A 15,739-nucleotide genomic window follows, 5' to 3' on the forward strand; every position below is an offset into this window, starting at 1 on the left:
AGTCGTCTCTACCGCACGAACGGCCGGGTGAGGTTCCCCAGTCGCTCAGTCGATCATCTCCTCGTCGAAGTACCACACCTCGACGCGGGTGTCGTCGACGGCGACGCCGTGGTGTTGTTCGAAGTGCTCGTCGATGTACGCCCGAACTTCGGGGTGGACGTGATAGGCCTTGCCCGATTCCCAGGTTATCCAGCCCGATCCGTGCCGTTCGACGTCGTCGTGGAACTCGTCAGGTCCGTAGTCCTGGTTGTTCCGCATGCTGATCCACTCGGTGTCCTCCGGGAGGTCTCGAAGGTAGAAGTCGCGGGCGTACTGGGCGATCAAGACGTCGCCTTCGTCGAACTCCTCGACGATCGTCCCGTAGGCGGTGTCGAAGTCCTCGCTGTCCTCGTAGTAGAGGCTCCGGTAGTCGTTTCCGTCGCCGACGCCGATCATCGGAGCCGCGAGGCTGACGACGAGCAAGGCCACCAGCGCGTACCGCAGGACGGGCGTTCGGAGGGCGTCGACGAAGCTGACGTACGCGAAGACGACGAGCGCGATCGCGAACGGCACGACGTGGACGACGTACGCGAAACTGGCGTACCGATCCCCAACGTACACGTAAAACACGAGGGCGAACCCACACAGAATGTAGACGAAGACAAGCTTGTGAGTGAGATCGCGGTTTTCGAGTCGAGCCGGGATCGCGAGACCGGCGACCGCGAGCACGAGACCGAACGTCCACTCGAAGGGGTACCGGAAGAGGTACGAGTGGTAGACGGTGTTCTCCCGGTCGAAGAAAGACAGGAACTGATCGAGAAACCCGAGGGAGTCGGTCTGGTGGGCGACGACCGCCACCGCGGCGATTCCGACGAGTCCGACCGCGGACGCCGTGTAGTACTTCCGCTCGCCCGTCGCGATCGCGCGGTAGACGACGTAGACGTACGTCGCCGCGATGACGACGAGCGCGTTATAGTGAATCTGGTAGGCGACGTAGAGGACGGGTATCGTCACCAGTCCGATCGCGTAGTTGAAGTCGGCGTACCGATCGATCGTCTCGTCGAGTCGGTCGTGACCGAAACCGATCGGGTTCGACTCCGTCACCGATCGATAGACGAAGTAGGTGAGCAGGAGAAACAGCGGGATCAACAGCGCGTACATGCGCGCCCAGCGGAAGTAGAAGACGAATCCCGGGTAGACCGCCATCGCGAGGCAAGACACGAGCGCGACGAGCCGTCGCTCCGTGAAGTAGGCGACGACGACGTACGTTATCGGGATCGCGAGCACGCCGACGGCCGCAGAGACGATTCGCGCCGACCACTCGGAGACGCCGAAGATCGCGTACGAGCCGGCGACGAGCAGGGTGTGGGGCCAGGCCCGGTCGTAGTACCGACCCGCGTGCTCGTCTGCGATCCAGTTCCACCGGTAGAGCTCCCCGGAGAAGTAGTAACTCGCCGCGGTGTCGGCGACGAGGTACTCGTCGCCCTGGAGGTGGAGCGCGCCGAGGCGGAACGTGAACGCGGTCGCCCCGATCGCCGTGACCAGCGCGAGAAGGAACCGATACGTTCGGCCGTCGAAAACGCGCACTGTCCACCTGGTGGCTTTCTCCCCGGTGACTTCCCGCTCCGTCGGACGGTTCCACAGGACAACGCCGACCAGCACCGCCGCCAGAACGGAGCCCTCGACCGGCAGGACCTCGAGAATCGTCGATGAGAACGTCGAGAGTACGACGATGGCGACCGCCAGCACGGCCGCCCCCCTGGCGACCGCTCCGGTCGCCTCGTCGTCGCGCACCACCAGCGTGAGAACCACCAGCCCGACGGTCAGATATGCCAGCGGCCCGATATCGATCGAGTCGGGTCCGACCCCCAGGCGAGCGGCCGCGATTAGAGATCCGACGAGGACGACGGCGAGCAGCGTCGTTACGGAAACGAATCGCACGAAGGCGCCACTCAACCTATCAGTGAGGAACCACGTTTCGGCGTCGACGTCACGAGAGCGCACCGGCGAGGCGGATCCGAACGCGGAGAGGAGGGCGATCGAGACCAGCGCGTAGGCCGAAGAGATGGCGAAGGCGAACAGCGTCTCCCGTCCGAGGTTACCCCAGACGCCGACGAGTCCGACGGCGTCGACGGCGTACGCAACAGTGAACGCGACGGCCAGGACTTTCCCTGCCCAGACGACCGGAGCCCGCCCGACGGCGCGGTTCATCGACGGGAGTCACCCCGTCCATGACGAGGAGCCTCACGATCCACGCTGGCATGATCCCGAATCCGGGTCGGACCGAGTCGGCGATGGAACGCGCGCGACCGACCGAAGATGGGAGTCCGATCAAATCGTCGCGCCGTTCGCATCGATCGACCCCACCGAGTATCCGCCCGCAGCAGAGACCGACCCGACTGGCGCCAGTGCCGTGGCATTCCTCGGTTCTACGTCCGAACGGCGGCTTATAACTTGGCCATCGTTACCCGAACGAACGGGCCGTTAGGCCGCGACGGCGAAACTCAATCGGCGCGACCGTGGCCGTCGGGCGGGTTCGTCCGCACCGTCCGCTCGCGGCGACCGCGCCGGTCGTCACCGGTTACCGATCGGCGAACGGCAGATCCAACGGGACGTTACGCACCACCGTTCCGCGGAACCGATCGGAGATCGAGACGAGCGCGAGGAAGTAGACGAGCGCGCCGAATCCGACGAGTGCCAGGGCGAACACGACGGTGTACTCGGCCACGACGGTCCGCTCTCCGAGGATTCGAGCCGCGTACACTGCCGCGCCCATTCCGAGCGAGGCGACACCCTGTCGTCCGATCTCCGCCACCGGAATCTCGAACGCCATCACCTGTCGGGCGGCGTGGACCCCGTAGGCGAGGCTTACACTCGCGGCCAGCCCAGTGGCGATTGCAGCACCCACCCATCCGATCGCCGCGATCAGCGCGACGTTCAGCGCGACGTTCGCGACGATGAAGACGGCGTTGATCCGAAAGCCGACGTCGGGTCGGTCGATCGCGTTCACCGCGTTCACCAGCTGCTTCTGGTAGCTGTAGCCGAGATAGCCCGCCACGAGGAGCCACAGCACGTCGTGCCCGACGACGAACTCCGCGCCGTAGATCAGCAGGAGGAGGTCCCCGACGACGAGGCTTCCGACCAGTCCGGGGATGAGAAAGACGCCGCCGTAGGCGAGCGAGTCTTCGACCAGGGAGGAGACCGCAGCCCGGTTCCCCGTCGTCGACTCCCTGCTGATCTCCGGAAAGAGCGTCGTACTGATCGCCTCGCCGAACGTGTTGAGAAACGCCGCGACGGAAATCGCGACGAGGTAGACGCCGATCAGACCCTGCGAGACGAAAAAACCGAGCACCGTGACGTCGACCCACCGAAAGCTCTCGGTTCTGACCGACCCGAGCCACGCGTACTTCGCGTAGGTGAGGATGCTAGAGATGTGTTCGCGTCCGGGACGGGCGACCGCCGGTCGGAGAAAGACGAAACCGGCGACGGCCGCCAGTGCGAACCCGATCCCGTAGCCGACGAGCAACCCGACGAGACCGGCACCCAGGAGGACGAGGCCGAACTGGATCGCGCTGGCCGCGATCAGACGGGCCGGTGAGAGGATCGCGAAGACGTGAACGTAGTGATACCCCTGGAGCGCGGCGATCGACAGTCGGTAGAACAGGGACGCGGCGGTCAGAAAGAGGAGGATGGAAACGACGGGGGCCCCGACGTACGCGGCGACCTGTTCGCGACCGCCCCAGAGCGCAATCGCGATGACGACGAAAAAACCCACCATCAGGAGCCCGCCCGCCGCGAGGTGTGCGCCCGGATCGTTGTCCTCGCTGAGTCGCTTGACGACCGCCTTCTCCAGACCCAGCTTCCCGCCGATTTCGAGCCAGGCGATCACCGCCAGCGCGAGGGCGTACATACCCAGGACCTCCGCACCGAGAATCCTGGCGAAGTAGACGGTGGCGAGGAAGCTGATCCCGGTCGCGATCGACTTCGCCACGAAGTAGACGATCGCCGTCTGTCCGTGTCTCATCGATGGGCGATCGGGTCGATCAGCGGAGTCGGCCGACGGTACTTGCGGCGCGGGTCGGTTCCGGTACGGAAGGGACGGGTTTGTCCATACATCAGCTACCGCACGTCCGAGCGGACGGGTATTACAGTACGAGACGGAGTGATATAGTACGTGAGCCAGTTCCACCACCGGCTTCGGTCGCTCTATCGAATCGTCCGGAGTCGAGGGGTATCCGAAGCACTCCAGATATCCCTCGTGAACCCGCTGGTCGGCGCCTGGGCGGTCGCGGACGGGACGGCCACGGTCGACGGTCTCACCTACGCCGTCGAGGGGGCGCCCGTCTCGGTCTTCACGCGCGGGTCGATCGCCCGCGGTCGACACGAACGCGAAGAACGCGCGCTCCTCGAACGACACCTCCCGACCGACGCGGACGTCGTCGAACTGGGCGCCGGCATCGGCTACCTGACGGCGCTGGCCGCAGACCGCACGAACGGTTCGGTCGTCGCCGTCGAAACGAATCCTGACCTGATTCCGATCCTCGAGCGAACGAGAGCGATGAACGTGCTCGAGTACGCGATCGAGCACGCCGCCTACGCCCCGGACGCCGACGAGGTGGACTTCCCGGTCGCGACGAACTACAAGTTCAGCAGCGTCCACAAGCGCTCGGCCCGGACGGTCTCCGTCCCTGCGACGAGCCTCGAGGCGCTCGCTCGTCGCCACGGGATCGAAGAGTGCGTACTGGTCGTCGACGTCGAAGGTACCGAGATCGACATGGTCCGGGACGAACTACCCCATCCTCGCTGATCGCTGTAGCCTGCTGCTGATCGAGTTTCACGCGCCGATTACCGGTGCAGATTCAGTTCACACTGCCAAGAGACGTATCGAACAAAACGGATTTTCTCCGGTCGAACGGCGACGGGGAGTGGTCCTCTATCGAAACCATCGGAATCCGAATACCTAGACGACGGGGTACTGGTTGTCGGGTTCGTCCGGTGGCTGCATAACGCGTACGGGAAGACTGTATCGATCGGTTAGATGACGCCGTGGTGTTCGAAAAACCGCCTATTGCGCTCGTCAGCTAGTAACGGGACGTGTGGCTGAATAACATCGACGTCCGGCCAGTCGTTCCCTTCGATCACCTTGAACGATCCTTCCCCTGTAAGTAGTACGTCCCAGCCCACGTACGGCGTGAGCGGGGCTAGGTAGTCCGCCATCGCAAGGATCTCGTCCAATATCGCATCCCAGTCGGGAACTGTTCTTTGTGCGATCTGTGCACCCGTCTCCGGATGGACTTCGTGCTCGCCTCGGTGTGAACCCTCGGGATACGACACCGCGTGAGACAACGTCCCCGATTCAATGTCTACGTTGGCGGCGATTCCACCTTTCGACCAGTTATCCACGGGAACCGATGCGTCCGTCCCGATCCGTTGCACGGCAGCGGCGATGTACGGAGTCGTCGTCTCCGGGTCGACCATCGTGAGAAATCTGAGCGTATTCGGACTATCGGGATAGAGCGACCGTGCGAACGGTCCTTGTTCGATGTACTCAGTGACGAGACACCCCTCGGCTTCTGCCGAAAGTTGCTTGACCCCGTGACGAGTGACAGCCGACCCATCGATCGCAAATCCGTCAGGTTCGTCCGAAACGATGTGAACGTCTTCGCCTCCCGACCCCTCTTGTGGTCTGACAACCACTGCACCGGCCGACTCGACGCACGATAGTAGGTCCGAACCGGCGTGAACGCTCACCGGCAACTGATCGAGTTGCCCATTCCGAATGAGGCCGTAACAATCCGGGATGGCATCGCTCCACTCCGGAGTCATTGCGTAGTAAAACATCGATTTGTTCCGGTGAACGTGGCCGAGTCGGCCGTTTATCTTTCGGGCTTTCATGTGTTCCCAGTTCGAAAGGTACCGGTCGAGATTCGACTCTTCCAGGCCGAATAGCGGGACCGATTCTGAGAAGAAGCCGGTGTTGAGCGCCCACAAACGCGTCCGAAGCGGGACGCCCGGATGTCGTTTCAGTTCACGGTTAACGAAGAACATCACGGCCCACGCACGCCAATCAAGTTTCTCCCTCGTGGTATCCGCCGTACGGCCGAGTTTCCGGATCCAGGGATAGAGTGCATCCATGGTCGTCAGTACCACCTAATCTGGAAGTGATTCGCGTCGTAATCGACGGATCGGTTCACGTACGTTCACCTCTCTGCGGATCTTGGTCGGTGGGCGATCTACGTTCCAGTGACAGTTCATCGAGTTCATCTCGACGATGGTCACGAAATCGGGGGTTGTGATATATTACTTTCTCCGTATTGTCATCCTTGCGTCGGTCGAGCGCGATCAGTTCGCTACTCTCGAGGGTTTCTTTGGCAGATCGAACGTCCGCGTCGACATCCGCAAAGTGGTGGTACTCGATGACGACGTACGGGCACGACTCTAGCACGAATTCGAGTTCCGAGTCGACCAGTTCGACCTCGGCACCTTCAATGTCAGCGATTAACACGAACCGTTCGATCGCGAAAGTCTCTCCTATCCACTGAAGATCCACTCCAGGCACCTGGACGGTGGTACTGACGTCTTGAAGCCCTCGAACCGTGCTGGCCTTAATGAATTGCTCGTCCACGGCCAGTTCGACGTCGGTTCCGGCCGGATTGTAGGCACTCTCGACGATTTCAAATCGGCAGTCATTCAGCGCGCGGTTTCGCTTCAACACCGGGATGATCTCCGGGTTGGGTTCGAGGACGACGTGCTCGCCCCCGCTACGTCGGCGATCGATGTTGCACGAAACGAATCCGATCCCGCCGCCGAGTTCGACAACGTCGTAGTGTCGCGGGATGTACGTATGGACGAAGTCAACGATCTCGTCCTCGTACCGTCCCATGAGTAGCTTGTGTGCCTCCGAACGAAGGATTTTGTCGCTCGCATCGATCACAACTCCTCGCGATCGAATTGGCCGGAATCGACAGTACTGACTGGAAATATATCTGAACGTGTCGCTCACGTAGACCATCTCCAGTGGATCCGAGATACCGCTCGCGAGCACGGAGGCGATACCCTCGTCGCGTACCTTTCGAAGGGCCACATCCACGAGTCCCATTCAGCCAATCAACGCGAATACGCCCAATAACGCTTACACAATTTTGGAAGCCATACACGTTTTCGATTGCGACATTCACATCACCCTTGGTAATCAGAACGGAAGATTAGCGTCTGAGAAGAGAGCCTAGCAAATAAAACGCACCCATCTCCGTACACAGATTTACGCAACTACCGGATCCCGTGGTGTTCGTAGAACCGTCGAACGCGCGGGTCGTCGAGCAACGGGCCGTGGGTCTGGAGCATGTTGACGTCGGAGTAGCGGTTTCCCTCGATGATTGTTACGCCCGGGTCTTCGTCCACGACGACGTCCCAGCCGACGTACGGGAGCGCCGGATACGACGCCGCGACGTCGGTCAGGGCGTCGACGACCCGCGCCCAGTTGGGAACGCTCCTCCCGGCGACCCGTTCGCCCGTCTCCGGGTGCCTGTCGGTCCAGACGGGTTCGCCCTCGTCCGTCCGACTGGCGCACGGTCCCATCTGTCCGGTTTCCGCGTCGACGCGGGCACTCACGCCGCCCCGAGACCAGTTGTCGAGCGGGGCGGACGCCTCGGTGCCGAACCGGTGGACCGCGCGCGCGACGAACGGCTCGCTCGTTCGCGGGTCGATCATCGTCAGCACCCGGATCGTGTTCACCGATCCCGGATAGATGGCGTCGGCGTACCTGCCCTGCTCGACGCACTCACACAGGAGTCGGTCGCCGGTTCCGTTCGCGGCCAGTTCCTCGACGGTCGTCCCGGCGAGTTCAACCGGTTCGAGCACGGTCACGCCGTCGCCGCCGCCTCCGGTTCGCGGTTTCACCACGAGAGACCGTCCCGCCGAGGCGGCCGCAGAGAGGGGGTCGCGCTCGTCCACGGCGGCGTCGATCGGGTGGGCCCCTTCCGGCGTGAGGTAGTAGTACAGCCGGGGAAGGTGACGGTCGAACGCCGGGCTCAGCAGGTGGTGAAACAGGAGCTTGTCGTCGAGCACCCGCCCCGACGGACCGTTGATGGCGATCGTCTTCACGTCGCGCTCGTAGTTCGAGAGGTACCGGTCTGTGTTCCCGTCGGGCAGGTCGAAGAGCGCTCCCGCTTCGGAGAGAAAGCCGTTTCGCCAGAGCCGGAGTCGCTCGTGAGCGGGGAGATCGACGGACCGTCCGGTCCGAGCTTCACGAACGATGAGCCCGCCCAGTTGCTTCGCGGCGCGCAGCCGAGACTCGGTGCCATCGGCGAGGCGGTCGGTCACGCCGCCCCCGTCCGTCACGGTCACACCACCTCCGAGATGGTGTAGCGGAACTTCCCGGACTCGCTCTCGTCGATCCGCTCGGGATAGGAAAACGTGACGCGGACGTCGTCGCCCAGAACCGTGTGCGTCGCTCGTTCGATCTCCGCCAGATCGGCGTCGGGCGGCGACCGGCCGTCGCGACGCTCGATCGCGTACTCGACGCGGTCCGTCGCCGTCTGGCGGATGCGAAACTTCTCGATCCAGTCGCGGTGGTAGAGCGTCTTTCGCAGGTAGCCAGGGTGGACGAGGTCGCCGTCGGTCGTCAGGAAGTGATCGGTGACGCGGCCGGTGACGCGCGCGAGCGTGGGAAACGGCCGGCCGCAACGACACGGCTCCGGCGACCGCACGCCCACGTCGCCGATCTCGTACCGGATCAGCGGCATCGATCGGTTAGTGAGCGACGTGACCGCGATCCGGCCGGGTTCGCCGGGCGGGAGCGGCCGCCCGTACTCGTCGACGATCTCGACGTAGGCGGCGTGGGGAAAGACGTGCAATCCGTCCCGGGCGCGACACTCGCAGGCGATGTCGCCGACCTCGCGGGAGCCGTACTGGTTGAAAACCGTCGTGTCGAACGCGTCCTCGATCGTCTCCCGGACGGGCTCGTGGAGGGTTCCCGCGGTCGTCACGACGCCGTTCGGCGAGTGGACGTCGAGCTCGTTTCGCTCGACGTACCGGGCGAGCTGGTGGATCGACTCGACGTACGCCCAGATCGTCAGCGGACGAAACGAATCGATGGTTTCGACGTGCTCGCGCATGTCCGACTCGCCCATCCGGTAGCTGTTGCATACCCGGCGATTGTAGAGGAACTCGACGGCCCGAGATTTGAGATCGATCGAGCCGTCCCGGAGGTCTCGCTCGCTCCCCCACAGTTTGACCTCTCGACCCCCGAGCGGTTTGCCAGCGAGTTCCTGGTAGAAGAGCTTCGTCGCGACGTTCCACTCCCAGTAGTACTGGTCCTGGACGAACTCGACGGGCTCGCCCGTGGTCCCGCCCGACGTGTTCGTGTAGGGATCCGGCCCGGGATCGGTCGAGAGAAGCCGATCGCCCTCCTCGCGCAGCGTCTCCTTCGTGAGAAGCGGCAGCTCCGAGAAGCGTTCGAGCGAAACGCCGTCGTCGTCTACGACGCCTCGCGCTTCTAGCACGTCGGCGTAGTAGGGAACCGTCTCGCGGGCGTGGCGAAGAAGCCGCGTCATCTTCCGGCCCCGATGGGAACGGACCGTCTCCCGATCGGCGTTCCACAGCCGACGAATCGTCTGCAGGTTGTCGGGGACGTCGCTCCGCGTCGCCCGGAGCGCCGCGTGGATGATCGGTTTGCGCCAGTTCATCTGCCGTGCGAAATCGGGAGTTCGACGGCGTCCGACTCGGTGTCCCCGGCCACCGCTTCGTACGTTCTTAGGTACTGGTCCGCGACGGCCTCCCAGCTCATCGACTCAGCGATGGTTCGCGAGATCCGCCCGTGCTCGACTCGCAAGTTGCGGTCGCGGTCGTACGCCAATAGCGCCGAGGCGATCGCGTCGGAATCGCCAGACCCGACGACGATCCCGTTTCCGTCTATCAGCTCCGCGGCGCCGCCGGTGTCGGTCATCACGACGGGGAGCCCGGCCGCCATCGCCTCCAACACCGTGTTGCTCATCCCCTCGTTTTTCGAGGGAAGGACGAACACGTCCGCGGACTCGTAGTAGTCGTGAATCTCCTCGTGTGGGACGTACCCCGCGAACGTCACCCGATCGTCGATGCCCAGGCGAACCGCGCGTTGGCGGAGCGCCGCCGAACGGTCCCCGTCGCCGACGACGGTGAGCGAGACGTCGAGGTCGGCGACCGCTTCGAGGAGGTACCGAATCCCCTTTCGCTCGATCAACCGCGAGACGCACAGCACGCACATCGGTTCGTCGGGGTCGGTCCGGCCCGCGTGATCGGCCGGTTCGAACTCTTCGACGGCCACGCCGTTCGGGATGACGTCGATCGGAACGTCCGCGGTTTCTAGCGCCAGGTCGCGTAACCCGGAAGAGTTCGCCACCACCGCCTCCGCGTCCCGCCAGATCCGTCTGATGAGCGGTTTCAAAAGGACGTACTGCGCCGCGAACCGGTCGTTGTAGCCGGGGACGTCGCTCCCGCGGAGGGCGACGACGTACGGGAGGCCGAGGAGTCTGGCGATGATGCCGCTCGGCACCCCGAACCACGCGTGGACGACGTCGTAGTCGTTCTGGTTCGAGAGCGATCGCGCTTTGCGATACGCCCGCCAGCTGTACCGGAGGATCTCGGCCTGTGTCCAGTAGTGAACCGCCTCCTTGCCGACGTCCAGTCGGATGACGCGGACGTCGTCGCCGAACCGTTCTTCGCGGTACCCCTCGGGCGACGAGGTGACGAGATCGACGGCGACGCCGGAGCGGTCTGCGAGCGCCGAGAGCAGATACTCGTTCGCGTTGGCCGCGCCGCCGCCGAGCGGAGGAAACTCGTAGTTACACATCAGGACGCGCACCGTCGCTCACCTCCGTGATGGGGAGGACCTCCGCCGTCTCAGCTGCCGACCCCGCAGCCGGCTCCCTGGCCGCCGGCTCCAGGACGTTCGAGACGCGGTACGTGTCCGCCTCGGAGACGGCGAAGTAGTTCTTCGCGCCGATGTCTGCCAGGATTCCGGAGAGGAAAAACTGGATCCCGAGCAGGCACATGAACACGGCGAACAGCGGCAACGCGGAATCGGAGAGGCTCACCGCGTGGACGACTTTCAGGTAGACGGAGTAGAGTCCGCCGGCGAACCCGATTCCCCCGGCGAGCAGTCCGAGCCCGCCGAAAACGTGCAGCGGGCGGCTCGAATACGATTGCCAGAACCAGACGTTTAGCATGTCGAGAAATCCCTTCGGGAGTCGACTCCAGCCGTACTTGGTCTCGCCGTTCTCGCGTTCGCGGTGGGCCACCTCGATCTCTCCGACGGCGAATCCGCGCCAGTTCAAAAGCGGGGGAATGTACCGGTGCATCTCGCCTTCGAGCCGGAGCGCCTCGGTCGCCTCGCGCCGAAACGCCTTCAACGTACATCCGAGGTCGTGCAGGTCGGTTCCGAGGAACGTTCGACGCATCACGCGGGCGACCGACGACGAGAGTCGCTTGCCGAGCGGGTCCGCGCGCTCTCGTCGCCAGCCCACGACGCAGTCGACGTCCTGGCGATCCAGCGCCTCGACCAGCCGAGGCATGTCCGCCGGGTCGTTCTGCCCATCCGCGTCCATGGTGACGATCACGTCACCGCTCGCGTAGCGAAGTCCGGCGTCGAGCGCCGCGCTCTGACCGAAGTTTGTCGCGAGCGTCACGACCGCCACGCGGTCGTCCCCCTCGTGAAGCGCTCGCAGTCGGTCGGCGCTCCCGTCGGTAGAGCCGTCGTCGACGAACACGAGTTCCCACTCGCTGGCGAACTCCTCCAGCACGTCGCGAGTCTCCCGGTAGAGCGCGTCGAGATTGCCCACCTCGTTGTAGACCGGCGACACCACCGATAGCTCCATGGTACGGGTTCCAGGGCCACCGGGAACAATACACTACAGACCGTTTCGGGCGGTAATTCTGATATTTTCGTCGGTAACACGCGTATATGTCGGCCGTCGAGTGAGTATCGGACGCCGCACGCGCCGGAGATGGCGGTGGCGCCGTTTCGACCGCCTGCGTTTTCCCCACCGCGGCCGGATACTCACCTCTCGACCCGTTACGGCGGCCCACCATCCGACCCGTCGGAGCCATGATCGATCGACGAGTGCTCGAGCAGGACGGTGAAACAGGCGGCGAACGTCGCTCCGAACACCGCGAGACCGACGAGGGACGGCCGATGCACGTAGGGGAACGGACGGGACGCGCCGTGGACGACATCCATCCAGACGGGGATCCCGACTGCTACCGCGACGACCCAGACGACGACACCGAATCCGACGCCGAGGGCGACGCCGGTCAGGACGACCCAGGGGGCGGCCTCGAGGCCGACGCTCGACGCGAGGCCGGACGGCGAAACGACCGTCGCGAGGAGCGCGAACCCGGCGCCGGCGACCACGCTGTGACCGAGGTGTAACACCCATCCGGATGCCGACCCGTGAAAGCCGTAGAGGTTGGCTACGGACTCCATCAAACCCGTCGCGTGGAGATAGACGCCGAGGACGACGCCCGCGAACAGGCTGGCGACGATCGTCACCGGCAGGACGGGGCCGGCGTTCCGTACGGTCGGCCGCGCGCGTTCGACACCCATCACGACGGTCGACGCCGGCGAGACACATAGTACGGGTGGACCAGTTTCGGAGAGAGCGAGGTCGTCTCGAACGGAGTCGGTCGAGGCGGTCGTGACACCGGGCGGGTGACGCGACGTGCGCGGACGCCGACGGCCAGTGTACCGCCCCATCGCGGGCGATTACTTATCCGTCGCGCCGTGGCGCGAACGTACCAACCCGGGTGTTGATCATCTCGACCTGTCCGTTGTGTCTGAGCGGAGACCGAACCGAAGCGGGCTGTCGCGCCTGTGGACGGACCGTTCGAACGCGAAACGGCGTCCCCAGCGTCTCCAAATCGGTGCGAACCGGTTCGCGCGACGAACAGCGTCGCGAACTCGCCGAGCTCGACGTTTCCGGATCGCTCGAACCGGTGTTCCGGGCCCACCGCGAGGGCCGGCTCGACGCGGACGTCGTCGATCGTTTCTTCGAGCGACGGACGGTCGGATGGCGGGTGGAGCTCGAGGCACACGCGCGCGGTCGAGGGCTCGTGATCGGCGACCACGACGAGTGTGTCCCGCTGGCGTTCGCAGAACTGCTCGAGTCAGTCTGGGTGGCGGACACGAACCTCGCATCGCTCGAAGCCCTCGATGCCGTCGGTGAGATGGAATCCCTCGACGTCAATCCCGTCCACGCGACGATCCCGGACCTTCCGTTCCCGTCGCGGTCGTTCGACCTCGTCGTCCTCACGTGTGCCGCGAGCGAGCTACCCCAACACCTCCCGCACGTGACGCACCTGCTCGCGCCGGAGGGCCGGCTCGCCCTGGTCGTCGACGGGTGGACCCGCGAGCTGGGACTCGCATCGATGCTCGGAGTCGCGCCGCCGGCAGAAGTCGCCACCAGGGAACGAATCGGTCGGACGTGGCGATCGATGCCCACGGCGGTGACGAGACGCGTTCGTCGCAACGGTCTCGCGGTCGAACGCTCCGCGGCGTTGCTCACCCGGGGCAGACACGAGAACGAACTCGCGTTCGACGTCCGAAGCGACGAGGCCGTGTCCTGGGTGTGCGCCGAACTCGGAGCGGCCGCGGGCGATCGGTTCGAACTCCTGCGGACGCTGGCCCGTCTCGGCCAGCGGATCGGCGTGCTGTCCAGGTGTTACCCCCGATACCTGTACGTTTGTCGACGGGAGCGGGATTCGATCAACGGCGACGGTGAACCCGAAGACGGCGAACCGGCGGACGACGTGATCATCGCCGGGAAGAACCGGACGACGGTGTTGTCGCTCGACGAAGGGGAGCTCGACCACGTACGCAAGGTACCGAACAGCCGCCGACAGGCCGTCACGAACGAGGTGGCCCGCCGGGCGACGACCGTCGCTTCGGCACAGTCGTCGATCGGCGAGACGATTCCGGATTCGACCCGCCGGCGAACGGCGTTCGGACCGGTCAGGGTCTCCCAACCCGTCTCCGGCACGCCGCTCGATCGGGTGCTCGACGGCGACGTCGAACGATTCGAACGGGTCGTAGACGCCGCGTTCTCCTGGCTGGAACGGCTCCAGTCAGAGACGGCGACGGAGCGGGTAGAGAACCGACCGTCCGACGTCGTCGACGAACTCACCGACGAGCGATTCGGTCTGACGGACCCTCCCCGGGTCGAGAAGCCGGTCGAGGTTCCGCAGGTCCTCGTCCACGGCGATTACTTCGGTTCGAACGTCTACCTCGGACGGTCGGGCGAAACGATTTCCGTCACCGGCGTCATCGATTGGGAGTGGGCGAGTCCGTCCGGCAATCCGATCGTCGACGCCGGGTTCTTCTCGTTGCAAGTCGCCGAGGCGATCGGTCGGGACTTCGAGGCCGGATTCGATCGAATATTCGTCTCGAATACGCCGCACTCACGAGCGCTGTACGATCGGATGGAGATCTACCTGTCGAGCATCGGCATCGATCCCGCGGCGATGGCGACCTACCTGCCGATCGGATACGTAGAGCGATCGCGGCGGGACGTCGAGTTGAACGGTCGGCTCGACGTCGACTGGCCGGGACGGGTTCGCTACATCTGGGATCGTCACGACGAGGTTAGTCGCCGGCTCAGCGACGCGTCGCCGGCGGCGCAGATCGGGTGAGCCCCGCCAGCACCTCAGTCGTTCGCGAAACCGTCTCCTCCCAGGATCGGTTCGCTTCGCCCGACGACATCGTAGACTCGTCGTTACGTGGGTCTCCAGCCAACACGTCGTCGAGCGCCGCGGCGAATCCGTCGACGTCTCCGTTCGGTACTAGTCGGTCGCGATCGGTGACCGCCGGACGAATCTGGGCCAGGTCCGAAGCGACGACGGGAACGCCGGTCGCCTGTGCCTCCAACACCGTTCGCGGGACGCCTTCGGCTCGACTGGGAAGCACCAGCGCGTCCGCGCTGCGATAGAGCGTCGGCATCTCGTCGTAGGAAACCTGTCCGAGGAATCTAACGTCTGCGCCCAGGGCCTCCGCGTGTTCTTCGAGTCCCTCGCGCAACGGACCGGTCCCGCACACGTACAGCGTGGCGTTCGGTCGGTTCGTCCGAATCCGATCGATCGTCTCGAGTGCGACCCGTGGCCGTTTTCCCTCGACGAGACGGCCCACGAACAGAACCACCTCCCCGTCGGCGTCGACCAGATCGCTCTCGGGACCGTCCGGCGTGAACCGCTCGACGTCGATTCCGTTCGGAACGACGGCGACTCGCGAACGAACGCCGTACGCTCGCAATCGGGTCTCGTCTACGTCCGTATAACAGAAGACGACGTCGGCCCGATCGAACGCCCACCGACCGACGGTTCGCAGGTACCGGTCGAACACCCACGCCGGCGCGTTCTGAGAGAACAGCCCGTGATTCGTGATTGCGAGCGGCGTCTCGTCGAACCGGCGTTTTACCGCCGCGAGTACGGTCGCGACGTAGAGGTGTGAGTGGGCGTGGACGACGTCGTACGAATTCGCGCGGGAGAGGAGGCGAGCGAGGTCGAGAGAGACGTCGTTACCGACGGGACGTACAGTCGGATCGAACCGACGCACCGTGTAGCCGTCACGACGCTCGACCTGCGGCGACCGGGGGTCGTGACGTATCGTCAGCACCGTCACGTCGTGGCCCATCGTCGCCTGGTCGCGACTCATCGCGTGTACGTGGTAGGGGCCACCGCCGTCGATCTCGGGGTAGACCTTGTGAGCGACGCGGAGGATTCGCATCGATGGTGG

General features: G+C 64.6%; 12 protein-coding genes. 2 read left to right on the plus strand and 10 right to left on the minus strand.

The window, feature by feature from the left end:
• Window positions 1-45: 45 nt before the first annotated feature.
• Both NKH31_RS02400 and NKH31_RS02405 read right to left on the minus strand, forming a co-directional pair.
• The gene (locus NKH31_RS02400; RefSeq protein ID WP_254863548.1) at window positions 46-2,190 is read right to left on the minus strand and encodes a glycosyltransferase family 39 protein; all 2,145 of its coding nucleotides are present in this window, start codon (window positions 2,188-2,190) and stop codon (window positions 46-48) included.
• A gap of 370 nt (window positions 2,191-2,560) precedes the next feature.
• Window positions 2,561-4,003 carry a lipopolysaccharide biosynthesis protein gene (locus NKH31_RS02405; RefSeq protein ID WP_254863549.1) on the minus strand — a complete coding sequence of 481 codons (1,443 nt, stop codon included), beginning with the start codon at window positions 4,001-4,003 and terminating at the stop codon, window positions 2,561-2,563.
• Between the two features lie 150 nt (window positions 4,004-4,153).
• Between NKH31_RS02405 and NKH31_RS02410 the strand changes: the two genes are divergently transcribed.
• Window positions 4,154-4,786 (plus strand): FkbM family methyltransferase, encoded by a 633-nt coding sequence (locus tag NKH31_RS02410; RefSeq protein ID WP_254863550.1) that lies wholly within the window; start codon window positions 4,154-4,156, stop codon window positions 4,784-4,786.
• Between the two features lie 227 nt (window positions 4,787-5,013).
• Here the strand turns inward: NKH31_RS02410 and NKH31_RS02415 are convergent, their stop codons facing one another.
• The 7 genes from NKH31_RS02415 to NKH31_RS02445 all read right to left on the minus strand — a co-directional run bounded on the left by NKH31_RS02415 (window position 5,014) and on the right by NKH31_RS02445 (window position 12,559).
• Window positions 5,014-6,027 carry a sugar-transfer associated ATP-grasp domain-containing protein gene (locus NKH31_RS02415; RefSeq protein WP_254863551.1) on the minus strand — a complete coding sequence of 338 codons (1,014 nt, stop codon included), beginning with the start codon at window positions 6,025-6,027 and terminating at the stop codon, window positions 5,014-5,016.
• A gap of 142 nt (window positions 6,028-6,169) precedes the next feature.
• On the minus strand, window positions 6,170-7,078 hold the full coding sequence (locus tag NKH31_RS02420; RefSeq protein WP_254863552.1) for an FkbM family methyltransferase: 909 nt from the start codon (window positions 7,076-7,078) through the stop codon (window positions 6,170-6,172).
• 170 nt (window positions 7,079-7,248) lie between these two features.
• A complete protein-coding gene (locus tag NKH31_RS02425; RefSeq protein WP_254863553.1) occupies window positions 7,249-8,325 on the minus strand; it encodes a sugar-transfer associated ATP-grasp domain-containing protein in 1,077 nt (358 codons plus the stop codon).
• Entirely contained in the window at window positions 8,322-9,665 is a 1,344-nt protein-coding gene (locus NKH31_RS02430) for a phenylacetate--CoA ligase family protein (protein WP_254863554.1), read from the minus strand. The genes NKH31_RS02425 and NKH31_RS02430 overlap by 4 nt, the downstream gene beginning before the upstream one ends.
• Window positions 9,662-10,819 (minus strand): glycosyltransferase, encoded by a 1,158-nt coding sequence (locus NKH31_RS02435; protein WP_254863555.1) that lies wholly within the window; start codon window positions 10,817-10,819, stop codon window positions 9,662-9,664. The genes NKH31_RS02430 and NKH31_RS02435 overlap by 4 nt, the downstream gene beginning before the upstream one ends.
• On the minus strand, window positions 10,800-11,831 hold the full coding sequence (locus NKH31_RS02440) for a glycosyltransferase family 2 protein (protein WP_254863556.1): 1,032 nt from the start codon (window positions 11,829-11,831) through the stop codon (window positions 10,800-10,802). Before NKH31_RS02440 ends, NKH31_RS02435 begins: the two co-directional genes overlap by 20 nt.
• Window positions 11,832-12,028: 197 nt before the next feature.
• The gene (locus tag NKH31_RS02445) at window positions 12,029-12,559 is read right to left on the minus strand and encodes a hypothetical protein (RefSeq protein WP_254863557.1); all 531 of its coding nucleotides are present in this window, start codon (window positions 12,557-12,559) and stop codon (window positions 12,029-12,031) included.
• Window positions 12,560-12,876: 317 nt separating this feature from the next.
• On the opposite strand from NKH31_RS02445, the gene NKH31_RS02450 reads away from it, so the two are divergent.
• Entirely contained in the window at window positions 12,877-14,640 is a 1,764-nt protein-coding gene (locus tag NKH31_RS02450; protein WP_254863558.1) for a phosphotransferase, read from the plus strand.
• On the opposite strand, the gene NKH31_RS02455 is transcribed toward NKH31_RS02450, so the two are convergent.
• Window positions 14,606-15,730 carry a glycosyltransferase family 4 protein gene (locus tag NKH31_RS02455; RefSeq protein ID WP_254863559.1) on the minus strand — a complete coding sequence of 375 codons (1,125 nt, stop codon included), beginning with the start codon at window positions 15,728-15,730 and terminating at the stop codon, window positions 14,606-14,608. The two genes, NKH31_RS02450 and NKH31_RS02455, sit on opposite strands and share 35 nt — an antisense overlap.
• Window positions 15,731-15,739: the final 9 nt, after the last annotated feature.

Source organism: Halovivax gelatinilyticus, from assembly GCF_024300625.1.
Classification (GTDB): domain Archaea; phylum Halobacteriota; class Halobacteria; order Halobacteriales; family Natrialbaceae; genus Halovivax; species Halovivax gelatinilyticus.